This is a genomic window from Flavobacterium anhuiense (genome assembly GCF_001705175.1).
Lineage (GTDB): Bacteria > Bacteroidota > Bacteroidia > Flavobacteriales > Flavobacteriaceae > Flavobacterium > Flavobacterium anhuiense.
The window spans coordinates 1,305,631-1,329,741 of the sequence record NZ_CP016907.1 but is presented as its reverse complement, the minus strand read 5'-3'; the positions used below and the strand labels follow the sequence as shown (position 1 = coordinate 1,329,741).

Below are 24,111 nucleotides of genomic sequence, written 5' to 3'. Positions count from 1 at the left end.
ATGAATAAGACACTCTTTGTATTTGCCTTACTTTTTACTTCGATATGCTTTTCTCAAAGCGTCCGTTTTGACGGTTTGATTCAGGATGAGCAGAAAAATCCGTTGGAAATGGCCAATATTATGGCTATCAATAATGGGACAAAAGCAATGGATTCCTATGGAATAACCAATGATAAAGGAAAGTTTCAATTGACTTTGAAACCAAATACAGCTTATACTATTAAAATAAGTTATTTAGGGATGAAGTCTAAAGAAATCGCAGTGTCTACGAAGTCTGAAAACATGACCCAGAATATTGTTTTGGATGGCGCTGGAATAGAATTGGAAGGCGTAGAAATTGTTCGCGAAATGCCAGTTTCTATAAAAGGCGACACAATTGTTTATAATGCTGATTCTTTTAAATCTGGAACAGAAAAAAAGCTTGAAGATGTCTTAAAGAAACTTCCAGGAGTTGAGGTAAATGCCGATGGAGAAATTGAAGTTGAAGGGAAAAAAGTCAGCAAATTGATGGTTGAGGGAAAAGATTTTTTTGACGGAGATACCAAATTGGGCGTCAAAAATATTCCAGCCGATGCAATTGATAAAGTTCAGGTTTTAAGAAATTATAACGAAATAAGCCAATTAAAAGGTCTAGAAAATGATCAGGAAAATGTGGCGATGAACATTAAACTGAAAGAAGGAAAAAAGAACTTTTGGTTTGGAGATGTGACCGCAGGAATTGGAGTTGCAGAATTGGACAGCCGATATATTATTAATCCAAAACTGTTCTATTACAGCCCAAAATACAGTATCAATTTAATTACCAATTTTAATAATATTGGTGAATTGCCTCTTACGGCTCAAGATTATTTTAAGTTCACTGGAGGATTTAAAAATATGATGAAAAAAGGCGGAAGCAGTTTTAATGTTTCTTCAAATGATTTGGGAATTTCGTTATTGCGTAATAATCGTGCAAAAGAAATTGAAACCAAATTTGGCGCAACAAACTTTGCTTATTCAGCTACAAAATCGTGGAATATAAGCGGTTTTGGAATTCTTTCGACTTCAAAAACCGACTTAGAAACTAAATCGCAAACAACAATTTTAGAATCTGGAGATCAGCAGAAAAGTAACGAAAATACCAATCAGAAAAATAATTTGGGACTTTTTAAATTAAGCTCAACTTATAAGCCAAGCGACAAATTTCAGTTTGATTATGATATTTTAACCAAGCTTACTAAACAAGAAGAATACTCAGATTTGTTTAGAGAACAGATTGTTCAAAACGTTGCGACTTCAGAAGATATTTTTACAACAAAAAAACAAGATCCTACTTCGATTAATCAGAATTTGAGTTTGTATTATACGCAAAGCACTAAAAATATCTTTGCTTTTGAAATGCAGCATTTATATCAGGACGAAAATCCTTTTTATAATGCTAATTTGCAAACACTTCCTTTTGATTTATCGGGATATATTTCGGGACAAAACAGAAATGATTATAATCAAGACCGATTTGTGAAAACCAATAAATTGGATGCAAAACTGGATTATTATTATATGGTTACACCAAAAAGTAATTTCAATATTACTTTAGGAAATACGTATTCGTATCAGAACTTTAATTCTCACATTTTTCAAATGTTAGATGATGGAACTAGAAACGATTTGAATAATGCTCAAAATAATAATGATGTAGATTATCGTTTTAGTGATGCTTTTTTAGGTTTTCATTATAAAATCCTCACAGGAAAATTTACGTTCACACCCGGAGTAAGCTTTCATACGTATCAAATGACAAACGGACAATTAGGAACCAATTATTCTCAGAATTTCACGAAAGTGCTTCCGGATTTCTTTGCTTTGTATCAAATCAAAAAATCAGAAACATTAACGTATAATTTTTCTCTAACAAACGATTTTACAGATATCAATCAGTTGGCTTCGGGTTATGTTTTGTCTAATTATAGCAGTTTGTTTCGCGGAAATCGTTTCTTAGAAAATGCGACTTCACAAGTGCATTCGTTACGTTATTTCAAGTATAATATGTTCAATTTTGAGAACATTTTTGCCAATGCAACTTACACCAGAAAAGTTGATGCGATTAAAACAAAAGCAGATTTTGACGGAATTAACCAATCATCAGTTCCTTACAACTCCAATTTAGCTGATGAGACTTTTACGGGAATGGGAAATTACGGGCGTTCGTTTTTAAAGAATTATAAAGCTTCTGCAAATGCTAGTTTTAATTGGTCGAAATTCAATAATATTCAGAACAATCAATTGTCAACAACAGAAAGTTTCAGCCAAAGCTATACCGTTCGAGCTTCAACAAATTATAAAAATCTTCCAAATATTGAATTTGGCTACAATCTTTTGATAAATAAATATAGTGGTTCAACCTTTTACACTGATAAACCATTTGCAAGATTAGATTATTATTTCTTGGATAGTTTCTCTTTTGTTTCAGAATACGAATTCTACCATTATTATAATGGCGATAAAACTGTTGATAATGAGTATGATTTTTTAAGCGCCAGTTTAATTTATCAAAAAAAGAATAGCAAGTGGGAATATAAAGTTTCGGCAACCAATTTGTTGAACACAAAATATCTTAATGATGACAGCTTCTCGCAATTCTCTACAAGAGTTTCGCAATACACTGTGCAGCCGCGTTATATCATATTTTCAATGAAATACAATTTGTAGTATTTTAATTGCAAATATTGTGACTTTTTGTGATTTGTTTAAAGAAGAATCAGATATCTTTGCGCTATATTATTAACAACAAAATATGTAGTTATGCGCAATTTTATTTGGAGTTTGTCACTCCTGTTTGCCGGAATTTCTATCTCTTTCGCCCAAACCAATGGAATAGAAAAAGGAACTTATTTATCTACAAATAAAGGAGGAAAAATCAAATTAAATTTACTGGATGATAATAAGTATGAATTGGTTTTTTATTCGGGAGGATATGAAATTAAAGGCGATTCTTTGGTTTTCTTAAAAAGTAAAAATACCGTAGATAATAGATTTGATCTTTCTTTTGCTAAAGATAAAAAAGCAAAAAAAATTAAGATTAAGTTTTTGAATCCGTCTTATTATTCCTTTTACATAGGAACTCAAAAAGGAACAGAAGCAGTTCAATACCAGAGACTTTCAGATATAAAAACGAAGGTAGATCCTGAATATATCAAAACAGATTTAGATTTTGAAATAGAAAAAACGGATTTCCTTTATTTGGTTTACGAAGATTATAACGGAAAAAGTGATGTCAATAAATATGCATTGCCAAAAGATGTTTCAGAGATAACAATCAATTATGATCTTGCTGTTTTGAATGATCTAAATCTTGCAGGATCTTTTGATAAGAATACAAAAGAATTAAAAATTTCTGATCAAGCAGGAAAAGATCCTTTAGTGTTTGTGAACGAAAAAGATGAGAAGCCGGCTAAAGCTCCAACAGTAGTCCCGATAGAAACACAGTCTGTTACAAACTGGACTTATCCGGGGAAAGATCCTGATTACGGTTCTTATGGAAGCGCAGTAGTAGATAGTATATATAATAGTCTGCCAGTTGATACAACTGCGGTACCAGCAGCAGCATATCCTCTTGATCCTCCAGCTTCTTATAGCAAATATGATTTTAAGCTAAAAATAGAAGGCAATCTCAAAAAGGCAATAGAATCTACCAAAACAGCTAGCAATAAATTTTTAGTTGTTGTGGTTGACAGCAAGAATAAAACGACAAAAGAAACTTTTGATGCTTTTATAAAAGAGCAAGAAACGCAGACAGGCTATAATATGTATGATTCGTATAATGCACTTTATGATACATACAATTATTATTTGGCTGGAGCCGATGATAAAAAATGGCTGAAAAACAATAAAATAATTAATGATCCAAGCGTATTGGTTTTAAACGGAAATGGCGATGTACTTGCTGTTGCAAAATCAGATTTAACAACACAGCAATATCAGTTTAGCTATTATGGCGATTTTTATAGAAAACTTCAAAAAGCAAATGCTTTCCTTTCTATAGATAAAGTTTTAAAGAACAAAAAAGCCTCAGAGGCAGATTTAATTAATGCTTTTAATAAAGCCGCATTGTTAGAAATATTTTACGATTCAGATTATTCAGTAAGCGACCCTAATTCTACTGATTTTGTAATTACAAAAACGGCTTTAGACCAAAAAGAAGCAGCTCAAACATGGAAAAAATTGATTGAAGCGCACCAAAAAGACAAGGCTGTAAATATGTATTTGGCTGAGACTATTATAAAAGAAATCAAAAATCAAGGATTTACAAAACAGCTTTTTAATCAGGAAAGAATTCTCAATGACACTGATTTTCTAGCGATAGATTATTTGCTAAAACATTCTGATGATATTGAGAATAATAAAGTTGCTTTCAATAATAATGCGCCAGAAGTTCATAATATAGGAAGTGCTGTTTCTGAAATTTCTAATGCATTACAGCAAAATCTGTACGCTTCTCAGGATGGACTTACAGGTGAAATGAATAAGGAGAAAATCAATTCTGTTTACAAAAAGATCATAGCATCTGGAAAAGGAAATTTTGATGCCTACAGAAATTATTTTTATTATTTAAGCCAGCTTGAAGATCAAGATGGGTCTAATACGACTTACTTGAAAGAGTTCAGCTCTTATTTTGATAACACATTAGCTGGACCAAGCCCAATAGAAAAATTAGATGCTATTTTTGGAGGTTTAGATTCTAGCTCAAGTTATTCTTATGATGGATGGAGTTCGTTTAAACTTTACCACTCAGATATTTGCAATAACGCGGCATGGGCAGTTGTATTAAAACCACAGAACTCAAACTTTATAAAGAACGCTGTTAAATGGTCTGAATATAGCTTGGTGATATCTAAAAACAATCCGTATTATTTAGACACTTTAGCACAATTGTATTATAAAGATGGACAGACACAAAAAGCTATCGAAACACAGGTTTTAGCAGTAAAGTTTATTACTAGTGACGTTGATGAAGAAACTGCAAATCAAATGAAGGAAGTTTTAACTAAAATGAGTAACGGAACATATTAATAAAACTAGCATATAAAATAAAAGCCGATTTCTATTTTTAGAAATCGGCTTTTTTATGTTCGGCTAATCTAAGATGTCTGATAATCTAAGATGTCTGATAATCTAAGTTAGTCTATAGATCTGAATTACAATCCAAATGCAGCTTTTACTTGGTCAACAAAATCAAGTTTTTCCCATGTAAACAACTCAACAGTAACTGTTTTTTCGTTTCCGCCTGGAGCAGAGAAAGTTTTAGTAACAGTTTCTGGTTTACGTCCCATATGTCCGTAAGCAGCAGTTTCGCTATAGATTGGGTTTCTTAATTTCAAACGTTGTTCGATGAAGTAAGGACGCATATCGAAGATAGCTTCTACTTTTTTAGCGATTTCACCGTTAGTTAAGTTTACTTTAGAAGTTCCGTAAGTTTCAATAAAAATTCCCATTGGCTCAGCAACACCAATTGCGTAAGAAACCTGAACTAAGATTTCGTCAGCAACACCGGCAGCAACTAGGTTTTTAGCAATATGACGAGTTGCATAAGCAGCACTTCTATCTACTTTACTTGGATCTTTTCCAGAGAATGCACCACCACCGTGAGCACCTTTTCCGCCGTAAGTATCAACGATGATTTTTCTTCCTGTCAAACCAGTATCTCCGTGAGGTCCTCCAATAACGAATTTTCCTGTTGGGTTGATATGGTAGTTAATTTTATCGTTAAATAAGTGAGCGTGCTCTGGGTTTTTAGCGATAATTCTAGGAATCAAGATTTCGATAATATCTTTTTTGATTTTAGCCAACATTTCAGCTTCTGTATCAAAATCATCGTGTTGAGTTGAAATTACAATCGCATCAATACGAGTTGGTTTATTATCGTCGCTATATTCTAAAGTAACCTGAGATTTAGCATCTGGGCGTAAATACGTGATTTCTTTGTTTTCGCGTCTTAAGATTGCTAACTCTTGTAATAATTTATGAGATAGATCAAGTGCCAATGGCATGAAGTTTTCAGTTTCGTTTGTAGCGTAACCAAACATCATTCCTTGGTCTCCAGCACCTTGTTCTTCTGGCTTAGCTCTGTCAACACCTTGGTTAATATCTGCAGATTGCTCGTGAATAGCTGAAAGAATTCCACAAGAATTCGCTTCAAACATATATTCACTTTTAGTGTATCCAATTCTTTTGATTACATCGCGAGCGATTTGCTGAACATCAAGATAAGTATTCGATTTTACTTCACCTGCTAAAATCACCTGACCTGTTGTAACTAATGTTTCACAAGCTACTTTTGAGTCAGCGTCAAATGCCAAAAAGTTGTCAATTAATGCATCCGAAATTTGATCTGCAACTTTGTCTGGATGCCCTTCACTAACAGATTCTGACGTAAATAAATAAGCCATAATAATGTAATAATAATATATTAGTTTTTTTAAAAATTAAGCAGAGAAAGTAATTGCTAAAAAGGGCTAAAGGAGGGTTCCTGCTTTAGCATTTTTTACTGCTGAAATGAATCTTTCAGCATTCATAACGAAACCATTTCATTATGAAGAGGTTGCAATCAGTTCAAATTTTTCCTCTATTTCGGGTGCAAAGGTATGAAACCATTTTGATTTGCAAATTAAAGTTCAACTTTTTTTATTTTTTCTAGCAGAAATTTAACAATAACATACTATTTTGATAGGGTAATAGAAAATATTTTGTTTTTTGTTTGGTCGATTAAAAAATAGTTCGCAACTTTGCCCCGTTAAAACAAAAGAAACAAATGAAATTTACAGTTTGCAATATGATGTCTTGTAAGATGCCGGAATTCTCCGCAGAGACACTATTGTAAAATATTTTTCAAAATATATAAATAGAACCTCTGCCGAACCGCAGAGGTTTTTTTATTCAAAAAATAAAAGCTGTAAGATTTTTTTTAAGCCAAAAACACTAATTAATCAGTAAAGAAGAAATGAAGAAAAATGTACTAATCGTTTTAGGTCTTGTGACATTTTCAGGACTTTATGCTCAGGACAATATAAAAGAGCAAGATAGTTTAAAAAACAACGAACTGTCTGAAGTTACTATTATTGGATCAAGAAGTAAAAACAGAGTTAAAACAGATGTGCCAGTTCCGGTTGATGTTTTTAACGTATCCGAAATAACAAAAGGAGCACCGCAAACGAGCGTAACTCAGATTTTAAATTATGTTGCTCCATCATTTACGAGTAACCCAACATCTACAGCAGATGCAACAGACCACGTTGATCCCGCACAATTAAGAGGATTAGGACCAGATCAGGTCTTAATTTTAGTAAACGGAAAAAGAAGACATACCAGTGCTTTGGTAAACATAAACGGATCGCCGGGAAGAGGATCTGTCGGGACAGATTTAAATGCAATTCCATCTTTTGCTATTGAAAGAATCGAAGTTTTAAGAGACGGAGCTGCAGCACAATATGGTTCTGATGCAATTGCAGGAGTTATTAATATTGTTCTGAAAAAGAATGCTAATTATCTAACAGGGGGAATTCAGTATGGAGCCAATCTATCTTCAGGATCAAATAATTTTGAAGGAGGAGCAGACGGACAAACTGCCCAAATCGATTTAAACTACGGAACTTCATTAGGCAAGCCAGGAAGTTTCTTAAATATTACAGGAACTGCGGTAACTAGACAAGCAACAAGTCGAGCAGGAATTAGAAGCAATGCCATTTTTAATGCTTACAATGCGGTCGAAAATAGAGCGGCGCAAGATGGAGTAGAGATTAACTCGCTATTTAGCAACATTAATACGACTACAAATTCAGCTCAGATTTTGTCTTCTCTAAAACAGTATGCGCCACAAGTAAGTTATTTTACAACGGCACAGCAAAACGCTATTGCATCAGCATCGACAATTGCACAGATGCAGACGGCTTTAAATTTTGATGTTACTAATAATGAACTGGCTTATAGAGGTCAGCAGAGAAGTGATTATAATATGAGTGTTGGGCAGTCAGAATTGGCTGCAGGACAATTGTATTTTAATGCAAAATATCCTTTGAGCGAAATCACTTCATTATATTCTTTTGGAGGTGTTTCTTATAGAGGCGGTAAATCGTATGCGTTTAACAGATTGCCAAACGGTTCTGGAACTTTTACGCAAGTGTATGAAAATGGATTCTTGCCAGAAATTGAATCGAAAATTTTAGATGCTTCTGGAGCAGTTGGTGTAACTACGCAATTATTTGGGTTTGATACCGATTTAAGCACCAATTTAGGAACGAACTCCTTTAATTATGATGTAAATAATACGATCAATGCAACTTTAGGAACAAACTCTCCGTTTAGTTTTGATGCAGGAAAAGTTTCGTTTTTACAAAGTACAACCAATTTGGATTTTAGTAAAAAACTAGATGTTCTTTCTGGGTTGAATGTTGCTTTTGGAGGTGAATTTAGATATGAAAACTACCAAATTAAGGCCGGTGAAGAAGCTTCTTACGGATTATATGATGTAAACGGAAATTTAGTTTCAGGAATTCTGCCAAGCAATTCACCATTAATTGTAACTGACTTTTTTGGAAACAAACGTGGAGCAGGAGCGCAAGGATTTTCAGGATTCCAGCCTTCAGATGCTAAAGAAAAAGATAGACAAAGTGGTGCGGCTTATGTTGATTTAGAATTGAATGCTACAGAAAAATGGCTTATAAATGGAGCAGCGCGTTATGAAAACTATTCAGATTTTGGAAACACGGTTACGTTTAAATTGGCTTCTCTCTTAAAATTGAATGAAAATATCAATTGGAGAATTTCTGGACAAACAGGTTTTAGAGCGCCATCTTTACAGCAAAGATATTTTGAGTCTAGTTCAACACAGTTTATAAACGGTGCTCCTTACCAAGTAGGATATTTTACAAACGATTCGCAAGCGGCAAAAAGCATTGGAATTGAAAGTTTAAAACCAGAAAAATCAAAAAGCATCAGTACAGGATTTACATTCAAAATTCCTGAAGCTAACATAACCATTGCAACTGATGCTTATTTTACAAGAATCAACGATAGAATTGTACTATCTGGACAATATTCAAGACCAACAGATGCACAGATTGCGGCGGCAACTTCGCCAGAACAGGCAGAGGCATTGACTTTATTTCAACAGGCATTTGACTTGAAAGGAGTAGAAAGGGCTTCATTCTGGACAAACGGAATCGATTCTGAAACAAAAGGAATTGATTTGGTAATTTCTCAGAAATATGATGTAATTCAAGATTTCACAATTAGAAATGATTTTGCATTTAGTTTTAATGAAACCAAAAGAGTGGGAGATTTGCATATTCCGCAATCAATCGTTAATGCTGGAGGAGAACCTTACATTTATTCTTTCTTTCCAGAATCAAGCCGAGTATATTTAGAAGAAGCGATTCCGAAATTGAAAGCCAATTTGATGACAACTTTCAATATTAAAAAACTGGATATTTATTTAAGAAACAGCTATTTCGGAAAAGTTACCGATCCAGGAGCAACAGATGTTAATCTAGACGGATTTTCTTCTGTATACGAACATCCAGAATACAGCGCAAAATTGGTTACCGATTTATCTTTGGGATATCAGATCAACGAACATTTGAGAGCAACAATTGGAGTTAATAATATAGGAGATGTTTATCCAGACAGAAATAATCCTGCAACTCCAGCCTTTACAAATACAACTCCAACTTTATCGCCAGCGCCAAGTACAGATTTGACAAATGCGAATCAGTTTGCCTATTCAAGAGCAGTTTCTCAATTTGGATTAAACGGAAGATTTGGTTTTGCTCGTTTAAGCTTTAAATTTTAATTAAAATAATTTCTTTCAAGCCTTTTAAATAAAGGTTTGAAAGAAATTTAAAAAAAAAATAATATAAAACTTCAATTTTAATTTGGTCGTTAAAAAAATACTTATTACATTTACTCTATCGAATTAGTCGAGTTTAAAAAATAGTCAAATTCAATTTTTAAATAAAATGAAAACAATAGCAAAAAAAAATATGATGTGTTGTGAGATGATGCAAATGTGCATCCCAATTTGCTGTTGCCAAAAGTGAAAGAGACAATCTTTGTTATAGTTAAACTATAAGCCCTTTTGGTCGCCATCCGAAAGGGCTTTTTTTATTTCCAACATTTTAAATTTAAAATCATGAATACGCTAGATATAAATACAATCGCATTTCAATACTTATTAAGAAATAATAATACGGAAGAACCATCAGCTGAAACTCTAAAATATGATCCTGCGCTACAGATAAAAACGCAGAAATCATTATTGTTTCATCTATATGATCTTGAAGAAGAAGCTGAAGATATTTTAGCTTAAATCAATAACAATATCAATTATAATATATAAACGTATTAACAATACCTAAAAAACTAAGAAATCATGAGTACACAAAAATTTGCAACAAACGCATTACACGCAGGACACGATGTAACAAAAAATGCAGGAACTAGAGCCGTGCCTATTTACCAGACATCATCATACGTATTTAACAATGCAGATCATGCGGCCAATTTATTTGGTCTTGCCGAAGCCGGATTCATATATACAAGATTAAACAACCCAACAAATGATATTCTAGAACAGCGCTTGGCAGCACTAGAAGGCGGAATTGGAGCTGTTGTGACGGCTTCTGGAGCATCTGCAATTTCAACAACTTTATTGACTTTGCTAAAAGCAGGAGATCATATCGTAGCGTCAAACAGTTTATACGGCGGAACGTATAATCTTTTAAAAGTTACACTGCCAAGATTAGGAATCACAACCACATTTGTAGATCCGTCAAAGCCTGAAAATTTTACAAAAGCAGCAAAAGAAAATACAAGAGCTTTCTTTGTTGAATCTCTTGGGAATCCAAAATTGGATGTATTAGATTTAAAAGCAATTTCGGCAGAAGCCAAAGCATTCAAAGTGCCATTTATAGTAGATAATACAGTTGCGACACCTTATTTATTAAACCCAATTAAATATGGTGCCGATATTGTAATTCATTCCTTAACTAAATATATCGCAGGAAACGGAACTTCATTAGGAGGTGTTATCATTGATGCTGGAAACTTTGATTGGGCAAACGGAAAATTCCCTGAATTTACTGAGCCATCTGCAGGATACCACGGATTAGTATATCATGAAGCTTTAGGAAATGCGGCTTTTATAGCAAAAGCTCGAATTGAAGGTTTACGTGATTTTGGTGCTGCTTTAAGTCCATTTAACGCTTTTCAGATTATTCAGGGACTAGAAACACTTCCAATCCGAATCAAAAAACATAGTGAAAATGCTTTGGCTTTGGCTGAATGGCTAGAAAAACAAGATGAGGTAGTCTGGGTAAATTATCCAGGTTTAAAATCGAATAAATATTATGATTTGGCTAAAGAATATCTTCCAGAAGGACAAAGCGGAATTATCACTTTCGGATTAAGAGGAGGTTTTGATGCGGCTAAAAAAGTGGTAGATGACACGAAGTTATTCTCTTTATTAGCCAATATCGGTGACACAAAATCACTGATTATACATCCTGCAAGCACTACACACCAGCAGTTGACAGAATCGGAGCAAATAGAAACAGGGGTTTCTAAAGATTTAATTCGTCTATCTGTGGGAATTGAAGATATCGAAGATTTAATTGCAGATCTGCAAACTGTTTTTGAGAGCGTTTCGCTTTCTCAATTCAGCATCAATAAAAATTAGGTTTTTTTGTTTTTTGTTTGAAAGATTGCCTTTAGCCTATGTGCTAAAGGTAATTTTTTATGAAAAGCATCTTTATAAAATTTAAACCATATAAGGAATATAAGTGCATTTTCTAGAGACGCACCACATGCGTCTGCTTTTTGCTGCAAAACATGAAATAAACTTACATCACTTATATGGTTTCAAAAATTAAAAAATAGAAATTATGTCAAAGCTTAAAATAAACATTATCCTTTTCGGAATTGGTAATATCGGAAGTACTTTGATTAATCAGATTATTGAAAGTCAGGATTTTTTTCTCGAGAGCAAAAATGTCGATTTTCATTTTCCAATTATAACCAATTCGACGGTTGCTTTTTTTGAGAAAGAAGGCGTGGGTTATTCTTGGGAAACCAATTTTAGACAATTGGCAGTTCCTTTTAAGGTAGAAGATATTGTCGAATTTGCACAAGAAAACGAATTTGAAAACTTAATAGCTGTCGATGCAACAGCTAGCGATGAATTGGTGAAACATTATAATACGTTAATCAAAAACGGATTTAATATTGTAGCAGTAAATAAAAAGGCCAATACGCTCCCAATAGACTTATATAAAGAGTTAAGGGCAGATCTTAAAAAGTACGACAAAGAATTTTTGTATGAAACATCGGTTGAAGCTGGAATTCCTGTTTTGCAGACCTTAAGAGATTTGTATTATTCGGGAGAAAAAATCACAAAGATTCGAGGCGTTTTTTCCGATAATCTGAGTTACGTCTTTAATAGATTTTCATCTGAAGATGTTTCGTTTTCATCTGTTTTAAAAGATGCGAGTCTTTTAGGTTTGATGAAATCAAATTTTAAAGAAGATTTGTCTGGAAATGATACTGCAAGAAAACTTCTAATATTGGCCAGAGAAATAGGAAAAGATTTTGATCTCTCAGATATTAATATAAAACCTTTTATAACCGAAGAGCATTTGGAAAAAAATGGAGTGCTCGATAAAGAGGCTGTAGATAAATCATTTAAAATTGCCAAAATCACTCAAGCAGAAAATCATGTACTCCGTTATGTAGGAGAGTTTGATGTAGAAAAAGGCACATTAGAAGCCAAATTAATTTCGGAACCAATAGCCTCTCCAATCGGGCAGTTGAAAGGTTCCGACACTATTTTTGAAATTTATACCAAATCTTACTCCGATATTCCAATCGTAATTCAAAGTGCTCCGCCATGTAAACAAGCAATTTCGAGAGGAATTATAACTGATATCCTAAAAATAGTGGAACGAATTAGGACTAAGGAAGCAGTCTGGCTATAATTTTTTAGCCGAAAAAGAAAAAGGTTCTTTGATAAACTGATTTGTCAAATGGAATTATTAAGAAAAACGAGTTTGTTTTGTAAGTTTTTTACCTGTATTATTTCGTTTTCGTTTTTGTAAGATGTTTTTTGACGTTAAAAAATTGATTTTTAACGATTTTTGTAATTAAATTCTTGAATTTAATTTGTGTAATAAAAAAAATAATTGCATATTTGTTATACCCAAAAACTACTAGAAATCAAATGAACTTAAAAGTCAACAAAATGTTTTGTGCCATTTCGGTTAAGACCGAGGCTGGGGTGTCTATTGCTTAAAAAATTGTAAGAATACAATAATAATATAGTAAGAGCCTCCCGAGAAATTTTGGGAGGCTTTTTAATTTAATACAAATGCAGAATTTAAATAAACAATATAAATCACAGATGAATAAATCCTTACAGATGAACAAGATGTTTTCTGTCGCGCTTATTTGCGCATACGTCTGTTGATACTAAAAGTATACGTGAGTGTAAAAACTTAAACCCTTTTGGTATCTGAAAAATCCAAAAGGGTTTTTTTATTCCAGAAAGCGATTTAACAAAAAGATAAACGAGAAATAAAGATTATAAAACACAACTTAACTAAAACTTAATATCATGAGCACATTGAACTACTTAGCAGAAAAAATTTCAAATTTGAAAAACAGAAGGACGAGAAAAAATAATCCGCCGCCAACAAACGAATTGGCTCATCCAAGATTCGGAATAACTGAGTCTGGAATCGCAGAGGAAGGTAAGGCAACTGGAAAAAAAGCGCCGAACTCTTTATTGTTTTTGATGTATTCAAAAGAAAATGAAACGCTTTTTATCTAAACAGAAAAGCATCATAAATTTAGGGTAAAACCTGCTTAATTTTACTGGGCATTTTTGTTCGGTAAATTTTTGCGTATAATAGTTTTTGCTAAAGTAAGTTTCAGAAATTTAACAAACACTTTTAGATAAAATTTGTTTGTTAGAGAAATTAGTAGTTAATTTGCACCGTTAAGTTCAAACACGTATTGAAATGTTATAAAGAAAGGACGAGGGATTAGACCCGATGAAGCCTTAGCAACCCTTCGGTAAAACGAAGAAGGTGCTACATTCTACCACGCCAAACGTGGAAAGATAACAACAAGATTTTTTCTAGTTAAACCTAGTTTTTCTTTCTAATATTTCCATATACAAATCAGATAATACAATAGATTTGAAATTGGAAAATATACCAAACCCTATTATAATTAAAGATTTCATCACAGAAAGTGGTGCAGCTTACCGTTCTATACCTTTGCACTTTACATTGGCAGGACAGCCTTTGCATAGTGCGCCAATTGTATTGGTTAATCACGCCTTAACAGGAAATGCGCAAGTAACTGGAGAAAACGGCTGGTGGAATGACTTAATTGGCGAAGGTAAAACCATAGATACTGCTGTTTATACCATTTTAGCCTTTGATGTTCCTGGAAATGGAAGCAATTCTTTTTTAATTGAAAATTATCTTGACTTTACAGCCAGAGATGTCGCGAGAATCTTTATTGAAGCTGTAAAAGCTTTACATATTGAAAAGCTTTTTGCAGTTATCGGAGGCTCTGTAGGAGGAGGAATTGCTTGGGAAATCTTAGCTTTAGAACCTAATATAACAGAAAACCTTATTCCGATCGCGAGTGACTGGAAATCTACCGACTGGCTTATTGCCAATTGTTTTCTTCAAGAACAAATTCTAAACAATTCTTCAAAACCAATCGAAGATGCCAGAATTCATGCCATGCTTTGTTATCGTTCGCCAGAATCATTCAAAGAGAAATTCCAAAGAACAATCAATCAAGATCTTTTGATTTTTAATATCGAAAGCTGGTTGGCTCATCATGGTAAAAAATTGCAGAAAAGATTCCAATTGTCTTCTTATAAATTAATGAATCAATTGCTTAAAACAATTGATATTACTAGAAATAGTGAAAGTTTTGAAAACTTGTTGTCCAAAACAAAAGCCTCAATTCATATTATCGGAATCAATTCAGATTTGTTTTTTACGGCAAAAGAAAACGTAGAAACCTATGAAGAATTGAAGAAGTTTAAAGACAATGTTTTCTACAGCGAAATTGATTCGGTTCACGGACATGACGCTTTTTTAATCGAGTACAAACAATTAGATCATTTACTTGCCGACATTTTTAAGGCAGAAACAATAAAGAAATAAAAATGAAAGTATTAAAATTTGGAGGTAAATCATTAGCAAACGGAGAAGGACTTAACAAAGTTGTTTCAATCATTTCAGATAAAGTAAATCAAGGCGAAAAAATTGCCGTTGTCGTTTCTGCACGTGGAAATGCGACAGATGAGCTTGAATTTATCTTAAGCATTGCTGCTAAAAATGGCAGTTATAAAGAATTATTAGAGAATTTTAAAAAATATCAAATATCAGATTATCCGCAAGTTGATTTGTCTGAAGAGTTTAATGTTTTAGATAAACTTTTTGAAGGTGTTAGCTTAATTGGCGATTACAGCAAAAAAATCAAAGATCAGATTTTGTCAAAAGGCGAATTGCTTTCGGCTAAATTATTGACGGCTATTTTACTAGAAAAAGGAATTCCAGCCAATTTTGTAGATACAAGAGAATTATTGAAAACAGATTCTAAATTTGGTGATGCACAGCCATTAGAACAGCTTTCAAAGAAAAACGTAGTCAATTATTTTAAAGAACATAACGGAGAAACGGTTAATATAGTTACAGGTTTCATTGGATCTAATAACAACAACGACACAACTACTTTAGGTAGAAATGGCAGTAACTATACCGCTTCGTTAATCGCAAATTATTTAAATGCTGAAGAATTGCAGAACTTCACGCACGTAGACGGAATCTACACTGCAAATCCTGATTTGGTTGCAGATGCTAAGAAAATCGAATATTTATCGTTTAATGAAGCAAATGAGCTGGCAAATTTTGGAGCTACAATTTTGCATGCTAAAACGATTATTCCATTATTAGAAAAAAATATTCCGTTACGAATTTTAAATACTTTCAACCACGAAAATCGCGGAACTTTAATTACTTCAGATTCTTCAAAAGAAGGAATTAAAACACTTTCTGTTTTAGAAAATGTTTCTCTTGTAAATCTTGAAGGACGAGGATTGCTTGGAAAAGCTGGAGTTGACGCTCGAATTTTTAAAGTAATGGGAGATAATAATATCAGTGTAAGCATCATTTCTCAAGGTTCTTCAGAAAGAGGAATTGGACTTGTGGTTGCAACTGATAAAGCAACAACAGCAGTTGTAGAATTAGAAAAAGAATTCGAAAATGACTTTTATTCTAAAGATGTAAATCAGATTACGGTTACAGACAATGTATCTGTAATTTCGATTATCGGACAGGATTTGAGCACTTTCCACAAACCATATACTGCTTTAATTAAAAATAAAATCGTCCCGATTTTGTTCAACAACACCGTAACAGGTAAAAACGTAAGTTTGGTTGTTAAAAAAGAGGAATTAAACAAAGCTTTAAATGTAATTCACGGAGAGATTTTTGGAGTTTCAAAGAAAATCAACATTGCAATTTTCGGTCACGGATTAGTTGGAGGAACTTTAATCAACCAGATTTTAGAGTCGGCTGCTGCAATTGAAAAACGTAAAGATATTAAGCTGAATGTTTTTGCTATAGCGAATTCTAAAAAATTGCTTTTAAATAAATATGGAGTTAATGGCAATTGGAAAAATGAAATTGAAACTAAAGGAGAAGCTTATACCATTAAAGATATTATTGCTTACGCTAATGAACATCATTTAGAAAACTTAATTGCAATTGACAATACAGCAAGCGCGACTTTCGTTGAAAATTATATTCCGTTAGTAGAAAGCAGTTTCGATTTGATTTCTTCTAATAAAGTGGCTAATACTTTGACTTACGGTTTTTACAAAGAATTGAGAAAAGCTTTGGCAGAAAACCAAAAGAATTATTTATACGAAACTAACGTTGGTGCAGGTTTACCGTTAATTGATACAATCAAATTATTGCACCTTTCAGGAGAAAATATCACAAAAATAAAAGGAGTTTTCTCTGGAACATTAAGTTATTTATTCAATAATTTCTCTGCGAAAGATGCGCCTTTCAGCGAAATTTTGCAGGAAGCAATTGATAACGGATATACAGAACCAGATCCGCGTGAGGATTTATGCGGAAATGACGTTGGTAGAAAATTATTAATTTTAGCTAGAGAATTAGATTTGCAAAATGAATTCGAAGAAATCTCAATTCAAAACCTAATTCCAGAGCACTTACGTGAAGGAAGCGCTGCCGATTTCTTGACGAAATTAAAAGAATTCGATCCAATTTATGCTAAAATAAAAGCAGATCAACAACCAAATCACGTTTTAAGATATATTGGTGAATTATCTGGTGATTTGCAGAATGACAAAGGAAATCTAGAAGTTAAATTGGTTTCAGTGCCAAAAGATACTGCATTAGGAGGATTAAAAGGTTCTGATTCTTTCTTCGAAATTTACACAGAATCTTACGGAGATCGTCCAATCGTTATTCAAGGAGCTGGTGCAGGTTCTGCAGTAACGGCGAGAGGAGTTTTCGGAGATATTTTGAGATTGTCTGATAAAGGGTAAATACGATTTTAGATTGCAGATTTTAGATTTTAGATTGAAATCTGAAACGACACAAAAACAAAAAAATAACAACACAATGAAAGTAACTTTAAACAGAGTAAATGACGCATTTCATTTTAAAGTAAAAAATGAACGCGGACACGTAGTTGACGTTGACAGCAGAGCCGAATTTGGCGGAAGCGATTTAGGTGCAAGCCCAATGGAATTGGTATTAATGGGCGTTGCGGGTTGCAGCGCTATTGATATGATTTCTATCTTGAAAAAACAGCGTCAGGAAATCAATTCTTTTAATGCTGAGGTTGAAGGAACTCGTGTACAAATCGAAGAAGCAAAACCTTTTAAAGAAATCGACGTGGTTTTCTATTTAGAAGGAGAAATCAACCCTGAAAAAGCGAAAAAAGCAGCGCAGCTTTCTTTTGAGAAATACTGCTCAGCGGCCAAAACAGTCGAACCAACAGCAACAATTAGCTACAAAGTTGTCTTGAATAACGAAGCTTTGTAAATTAGATAAATTGTCAATTTGGGAATTAGAAAATGCTCAGATTGCACATAAATAATTGACTTGTTTAAGTTTAGATTTCAGTTTTAAAACTTGAAACCTGAAACTTGACACGAGGCTGGAAGCTGAACTGGCGAAGCAAACAAAAAAAACAAAAAAACAACACAATGAATACAGAAGAATTTGGTTTTGAAACACAAGCCATTAGAACACAATTAGAAAGATCTCAATATTTAGAACATTCGGTGCCTTTGTACCTTTCGTCAAGCTTCGTTTTTGAAGATGCGGAAGATATGAGAGCTTCTTTTACCGAAGAAAAAGAGAGAAATATTTACAGCCGTTTTAGCAATCCAAACACATCAGAGTTTGTAGACAAGATCTGCAAAATGGAAGGTGCCGATTCTGGTTATGCTTTCGCAACTGGAATGGCAGCAGTATATTCTACTTTTGCCGCTTTGTTAAACTCTGGAGATCATATTGTTTCTGCAAGCAGTGTTTTCGGCTCGACTCACGCTTTATTTATGACTTATTTTCCAAAATGGAATATCGAAACTTCTTATTTCGAAATCAATAAACCTGAGACAATTGAGAGTTTTATTAAACCAAACACCAAAATATTATATGCCGAATCCCCAACAAATCCTGGAGTAGATGTTATCGATTTAGAATTGCTTGGAAATATCGCTAAAAAACACAACTTGATTCTAATTATCGACAACTGTTTTGCAACACCATATTTACAGCAGCCAATTAAATTTGGAGCACATTTGGTTATCCATTCAGCAACAAAATTAATCGATGGACAAGGAAGAGTTTTAGGTGGGGTTACAGTTGGAGATGCAGAATTAATTAGACAGATTTATTTATTCTCTAGAAATACTGGGCCAGCTTTAGCGCCGTTTAATGCCTGGGTTTTGTCAAAAAGTTTAGAAACTTTGGCTGTTCGAGTAGACAGACATTGCGAAAATGCTTTAAAAGTAGCTGAATTTTTAGAAAGCCATCCAAATGTAAACAGTGTAAAATATCCGTTCTTGAAATCTCATCCGCAATACGAAATTGCTAAAAAACAGATGAAAGCAGGTGGAAACATCATCGCATTTGAAATTAAAGGCGGAATCGAAGCAGGAAGAAAATTCTTGAACAGCATTAAACTTTGCTCATTATCTGCAAATATTGGCGATACAAGAACCATTGTTACGCACCCGGCTTCTACAACACACAGCAAATTATCCGAAGAAGATCAGTTGGCGGTTGGAATCACACAAGGTTTAGTTCGTGTTTCTGTTGGTTTAGAAACGGTTGAAGATGTAATTGCTGATTTAAAACAAGCACTTTCTTAATTAAAGGTTTTTAGATTCCTGAATTATATTAATGACGATTTTTAACTGTAAATTTATTACTGTTAAAAATCGTCGTTCTTTTTAATGGTTGTTGATGTAAAAAGTATATTTTTGTTGTGAATCAACAAACTGTCATAAATAATAATAACCAATTATCACATGATCAATTCTACTTACATTCTTCATAAGAATTTGCTTGCTTCAGACAGAAGGCGTTTTGAAAGTGTTATTGTTGATTTTGTCTTTGTTTTTATTTCAATTTTTGTTTCGGGTCTTATAATTGTGATAATTGGAAATACTTTTAATTGGGATATATACTCTTATTGGAATCAATTTATTACAGATTATACATACTTGGCATTTTTCACTTATTTAATGCTTAATTATTTATTTATGGAAAGTTTTTTTGGAGCTACTATGGGTAAATTTGCTACTGGTATAAAAGTCGTAACAGAGAACGGTGTGAAACCAAATTTTATTAAAATTCTTCTCCGAACTTTATGTCGTTTAATTCCTTTCGATGTTTTATCATTTTTAGGAAAATCGGGAAGGTTTTGGCATGACTCTTTTTCTAAAACCTATGTTGTAAATAAAAAAGCCTTAGAGAGTGATATGGAGATTTTTAATTTTTCAAATTCAATAGGCGTTAATGCTGAATATTAAATCAAAAATGCCTTAATAAAACCAATCATGAGCAACTCTACTTACATTCTTGATGATAAATTATTAGCTTCTAGTGGAGCACGTTTTTTAAATTATATTCTAGATCTATTATTTTTTTTCATTGTCTTTATGATGATTATTTTTTTTCTAGGCATTTTAATTGGCTTAGGATTTACAGATTTGGGAATTTGGATGGACAATTTGGGAGATTTTGGATGGAATATTATTGCAATTGTTATTTCGCTTACGTATTATCTGGTAATGGAAGGACTGTTTGCAAGATCGATTGCAAAATTTATCACTGGAACTGTAGTAGTTGATGAAAATGGACAAAAACCTGATTTTGCCACTATTTTTAAGAGAAGCTTATGCCGTTTTATTCCGTTTGATGCACTCACTTTCTTAGGAGGATCAAGAGGATGGCATGATTCTCTTTCTCACACTTATGTAGTTAACAAAAAAGCTTTGGAAGAAGAAATGAGAATGTTTCAAGAATTCAATTTAATTGGAATTAACGAAGTAATTTGATAGAATTAGTAGAATTTAACTATCTAACTATTATTTTTCTCATTTAAAAAGCCTATTTTTGTTGCAGAATAATATGGAATTGTTCATTTTAGGAAAATCTAAAATCAAGATTCTATAATCTAAAATCTAAAATAGTGCTTTCAAAGAAAACAAAATACGGAATTAAAGCTTTAACTTATTTAGCTAGACGTGAGAATAATGAGCCTGTACAAATTGCAGAAATTGCAAAAAGCGAGCATATTTCAATTAAATTTTTAGAAAGTATTTTGTTGCTTCTGAGAAATTCTGGTTTTCTGGGGGCTAAAAAAGGAAAAGGCGGAGGCTATTATCTGATAAAAGATCCAAAAGATATCAGTATGGCAAAGGTTTATCGAATTTTGGAGGGGCCAATTGCATTGCTTCCATGTGCAAGTCATAATTTCTACGAAAGATGCGATGATTGCGATGATGAATCAACTTGCGCAGCACGCCGATTAATGACTGAAGTTCGAGATAATACACTTAAAATATTAGAAAGCAATTCTTTGGCAGATATTGCTTTTTAATTTTTCACTATATAAGGAATATAAGTTCAGCAAAAAAACTTTACACAAAGTCTAAAATTAACTTATATTTCTTATATGGTTTAAAAGCTTATTTAAAATATTAATTTATACCCAGCCAAGAAGAGCATTACCGCAATGGCATTTCTAAGAAACTGATCTGGCACTTTCCCGCTAAGCATACTTCCCATATAAATCCCTGGAAGCGATCCCATTAGTAATTGTCCTAGTAAGCTTAAATCTAGATTTCCCATAGAAGCATGTCCGATTCCGGCAACTAAAGTTAACGGAACAGCATGTGCGATTTCAGTTCCAACCAATCGAGGTGTTGGTAATAGAGGATATAAGAAAAATAAAGTTACGGTTCCTAATGCGCCTGCTCCAATAGAGGTTAAGGTTACAGTTGCTCCTAATAAAACGCCAATTCCAATAGTCAGCATATTTTGTGTAGTACTTTCGCTGTGGAATTTATCGCCAGCATGTTTTTGAGAAAATTTCAAAAGCCTTTTTTTGAATATAATGGCCACAGAGGTAAATAGTAATGCCCAGCCCAAACTATATTTAATGACGCGATTTATAGTTTCGATGTCGGTTTTAATGCTGTTTAAAATCCACAAAGTCAGCAATGCAGCGGGAACACTCCCTAAAGTCAGCCAGCCTGTAATTTTCCAGTTGATGTTGCCTTTTTTATTGTGTACAAATATTCCTCCGGCTTTGGTAAAAGCGGCATAAAGTAAATCGGTTCCTACTGCTGTTGTTGGGGGGATATTAAAGTATAATAAAATGGGGGTCATTAAAGAACCGCCGCCAACTCCAGTTAATCCTACAATGAAACCAACAGTTAATCCGGCAATTACAAGACCTATTTGAAAATCCATGCTAAAAAATTTGGCGCTAAAATACAATATTTTTATAATAATCCTATCGATTTTATAGAGATTAAAAAATGTATTTAACAAACAAATGTTTTTGACTCATAAATTGTTGGAATATCTTGAAATACGGCCTTATTTGTGAAATTATACTACAAAATTCTTAAAACTCTATTTTAGAACATAATAAATGAAGGTTTTAGGGTTTAAAAAAATAATAATATTGCTTTGTAATTTAGAAATAAGTAGTATTTTTGCAAAGTAATCTACTAACCCGATAGGGTAATAGGTTTGAAACAAATTTAAACATGTTAAATATGGAGAAAGAACTGAAAATAAATAGTGCTGATTCTTTTAAGGAAAAGCTTTGGATTGGAATTCCTGTTGTTTTACTAGTAGGTTTATTATCTGTTTTAATATATAATCATCACGCAGAATTTACGTGGGATGGATTTGTGAATGGTTTTAATGCGGAGTTTTTAGTGTTTTTGGCCATTGGAGTTTTTGCTCAATTGGTTGATGGTACTTTAGGAATGGGTTACGGAGCAACTTCAACGTCATTTTTATTGGCTTACGGAGTGCCGCCAGTTGTAAGTAGTACAGCAGTTCACGTTTCAGAAATGTTTACAACGGGAGCATCGGCACTTTCTCACCATCGTTTCGGAAACATTAATAAAAAGCTGGTAAAACATTTATTGATTCCCGGAGTTTTAGGCTCGATTACAGGAGCTTATTTATTGTCTGATGTAATTGATGGCGACGTTATTAAGCCTTTTATTGCAGTTTATATGATGATTTTAGCAATTGTTATTATCAGAAAGGCTTTGAAAAAGAGTATAGTAAAAAAGAAAACTAAAAAATTGGGCGCTTTAGCTGTTTTTGGCGGATTTATGGATTCTGTTGGAGGCGGAGGTTGGGGGCCAATCGTAACTTCTACTTTATTAGGAAGAGGAAGAAACCCAAGATATACAATTGGTTCAGTAAACGCTGCTGAATTTGCGATTTCATTTGCAAGCGGCATCACCTTTATGCTTTTTGGAGGAATCCACGGCTGGCAGGTGATCATCGGATTGATTTTAGGAGGAGTCGTTTCAGCGCCTTTGGCAGCTTATTTAGTAAATAAAATCAAAAGAAAACCAATGATGGTTGCCGTTGGGATTCTAATTATAATATTGAGTTTAAAAACATTATCTAAATTATTGTAAAGATAATTTTAGAAAGGAAAAGATTTATGAGTGCGATTATTGTACAAGAATTATTAGAGAAAACTAAAAATCTTTCGCTTGACGAAACCTTAGTTTTTTTAGCAAAAGAATTTCCGGGAAAAGTCATTTTTTCGACTTCTTTCGGTCAGGAAGATCAGGTAATTACCGATTTTATTGCAAAAAGTAACACAGATATTAAGGTATTTACTTTAGATACAGGAAGATTATTTCAGGAAACGTATGATGTTTTTCATAAAACATTAAAAAAATACAAAAGACCAATCGAAGTTTATTTTCCAGAAGCAGCTTCAGTAGAAAATCTGCTTCAGACTAAAGGGCCAAACAGCTTTTACGATTCAGTTGAAAACAGAAAAGAATGCTGTTTTATTCGAAAAGTGGTTCCGTTGAGAAAAGCTTTGGCAGGAAATTCAGTTTGGATTACAGGATTAAGAGCCGAACAATCAGAAAACAGACAAGATTTAAGTTTGTTTGAATACGACGGAAATTTCGAAATCATCAAATTCAATCCTTTGCTAAAATGGACTTTAGAAGAAGTTGAAATATATCTTTCAGAAAATAATGTTCCTCAAAATGCATTGCACAAACAAGGTTTCGTAAGTATTGGATGCGCGCCTTGTACCAGAGCGATTTTTCCTGGAGAAGACATTAGAGCCGGAAGATGGTGGTGGGAATCAAGCCATAAAGAGTGCGGGTTGCATAGTGCTAAGAAAGAGTAGGTAAGACTTTTAGAAGCAAGAAGAAAGAGGCGAGACTTTCTTTTAGAGAATAGAATATAGATTATAGAATAAAGAGTGGAGATTTTTAGATCAGGC

At 33.3% G+C, this 24,111-nt stretch carries 18 protein-coding genes and 1 riboswitch; of the genes, 16 read left to right on the top strand and 2 right to left on the bottom strand.

The features are described 5' to 3' along the window. Together BB050_RS05565 and BB050_RS05560 are read left to right on the top strand one after the other, a co-directional pair. Positions 1-2,688 carry a carboxypeptidase-like regulatory domain-containing protein gene (locus BB050_RS05565; protein ID WP_066032902.1) on the top strand — a complete coding sequence of 896 codons (2,688 nt, stop codon included), beginning with the start codon at positions 1-3 and terminating at the stop codon, positions 2,686-2,688. A gap of 93 nt (positions 2,689-2,781) precedes the next feature. Further along, a complete protein-coding gene (locus BB050_RS05560; protein WP_066032901.1) occupies positions 2,782-5,049 on the top strand; it encodes a hypothetical protein in 2,268 nt (755 codons plus the stop codon). 125 nt (positions 5,050-5,174) lie between these two features. On the opposite strand, the gene metK is transcribed toward BB050_RS05560, so the two are convergent. Then, positions 5,175-6,425 carry a methionine adenosyltransferase gene (gene metK / locus BB050_RS05555; RefSeq protein ID WP_008466577.1) on the bottom strand — a complete coding sequence of 417 codons (1,251 nt, stop codon included), beginning with the start codon at positions 6,423-6,425 and terminating at the stop codon, positions 5,175-5,177. A gap of 551 nt (positions 6,426-6,976) precedes the next feature. Here metK and BB050_RS05550 point away from each other — a divergent pair. From BB050_RS05550 to BB050_RS05500, 12 genes are all read left to right on the top strand, one after another. After that, complete coding sequence (locus BB050_RS05550) at positions 6,977-9,823, top strand: TonB-dependent receptor plug domain-containing protein (protein WP_066032900.1); 2,847 nt, start codon at positions 6,977-6,979, stop codon at positions 9,821-9,823. Positions 9,824-10,162: 339 nt separating this feature from the next. Beyond that, the gene (locus BB050_RS21810) at positions 10,163-10,339 is read left to right on the top strand and encodes a hypothetical protein (RefSeq protein WP_164085576.1); all 177 of its coding nucleotides are present in this window, start codon (positions 10,163-10,165) and stop codon (positions 10,337-10,339) included. A 63-nt stretch (positions 10,340-10,402) separates the two neighbouring features. Next, positions 10,403-11,707, top strand: a complete 1,305-nt coding sequence (locus BB050_RS05545) for an O-acetylhomoserine aminocarboxypropyltransferase/cysteine synthase family protein (RefSeq protein WP_066032899.1) — start codon at positions 10,403-10,405, stop codon at positions 11,705-11,707. Positions 11,708-11,912: 205 nt separating this feature from the next. Beyond that, a complete protein-coding gene (locus BB050_RS05540; RefSeq protein WP_066032898.1) occupies positions 11,913-13,001 on the top strand; it encodes a homoserine dehydrogenase family protein in 1,089 nt (362 codons plus the stop codon). Between the two features lie 635 nt (positions 13,002-13,636). Beyond that, positions 13,637-13,852: a hypothetical protein gene (locus BB050_RS05535; RefSeq protein WP_066032897.1), complete on the top strand. Its 216-nt coding sequence runs from the start codon at positions 13,637-13,639 to the stop codon at positions 13,850-13,852. 190 nt (positions 13,853-14,042) lie between these two features. After that, positions 14,043-14,150: riboswitch (SAM riboswitch) on the top strand. 72 nt (positions 14,151-14,222) lie between these two features. Further along, the gene (locus BB050_RS05530) at positions 14,223-15,212 is read left to right on the top strand and encodes an alpha/beta fold hydrolase (RefSeq protein WP_066032896.1); all 990 of its coding nucleotides are present in this window, start codon (positions 14,223-14,225) and stop codon (positions 15,210-15,212) included. Between the two features lie 2 nt (positions 15,213-15,214). Further along, complete coding sequence (gene thrA / locus BB050_RS05525; RefSeq protein WP_066032895.1) at positions 15,215-17,629, top strand: bifunctional aspartate kinase/homoserine dehydrogenase I; 2,415 nt, start codon at positions 15,215-15,217, stop codon at positions 17,627-17,629. A gap of 76 nt (positions 17,630-17,705) precedes the next feature. Next, a complete protein-coding gene (locus BB050_RS05520) occupies positions 17,706-18,131 on the top strand; it encodes an OsmC family protein (protein WP_066035103.1) in 426 nt (141 codons plus the stop codon). Positions 18,132-18,295: 164 nt separating this feature from the next. Continuing rightward, positions 18,296-19,468, top strand: a complete 1,173-nt coding sequence (locus BB050_RS05515; protein WP_066035102.1) for a trans-sulfuration enzyme family protein — start codon at positions 18,296-18,298, stop codon at positions 19,466-19,468. 159 nt (positions 19,469-19,627) lie between these two features. After that, positions 19,628-20,131 (top strand): RDD family protein, encoded by a 504-nt coding sequence (locus tag BB050_RS05510; RefSeq protein WP_066032894.1) that lies wholly within the window; start codon positions 19,628-19,630, stop codon positions 20,129-20,131. 27 nt (positions 20,132-20,158) lie between these two features. Then, positions 20,159-20,659, top strand: a complete 501-nt coding sequence (locus BB050_RS05505; protein ID WP_008466591.1) for an RDD family protein — start codon at positions 20,159-20,161, stop codon at positions 20,657-20,659. A gap of 134 nt (positions 20,660-20,793) precedes the next feature. Further along, positions 20,794-21,204: an RrF2 family transcriptional regulator gene (locus BB050_RS05500; protein ID WP_008466594.1), complete on the top strand. Its 411-nt coding sequence runs from the start codon at positions 20,794-20,796 to the stop codon at positions 21,202-21,204. A 92-nt stretch (positions 21,205-21,296) separates the two neighbouring features. Here BB050_RS05500 and BB050_RS05495 read toward each other — a convergent pair whose 3' ends face one another. Next, positions 21,297-22,079, bottom strand: coding sequence for a sulfite exporter TauE/SafE family protein (locus BB050_RS05495; protein ID WP_066032893.1), 783 nt, complete (start codon positions 22,077-22,079; stop codon positions 21,297-21,299). 311 nt (positions 22,080-22,390) lie between these two features. Here BB050_RS05495 and BB050_RS05490 point away from each other — a divergent pair, with 311 nt between their 5' ends. Both BB050_RS05490 and BB050_RS05485 read left to right on the top strand, forming a co-directional pair. Continuing rightward, positions 22,391-23,278 (top strand): sulfite exporter TauE/SafE family protein, encoded by an 888-nt coding sequence (locus BB050_RS05490; RefSeq protein ID WP_123906987.1) that lies wholly within the window; start codon positions 22,391-22,393, stop codon positions 23,276-23,278. A gap of 26 nt (positions 23,279-23,304) precedes the next feature. Then, entirely contained in the window at positions 23,305-24,015 is a 711-nt protein-coding gene (locus BB050_RS05485; protein WP_066032892.1) for a phosphoadenylyl-sulfate reductase, read from the top strand. Positions 24,016-24,111 lie beyond the last annotated feature (96 nt).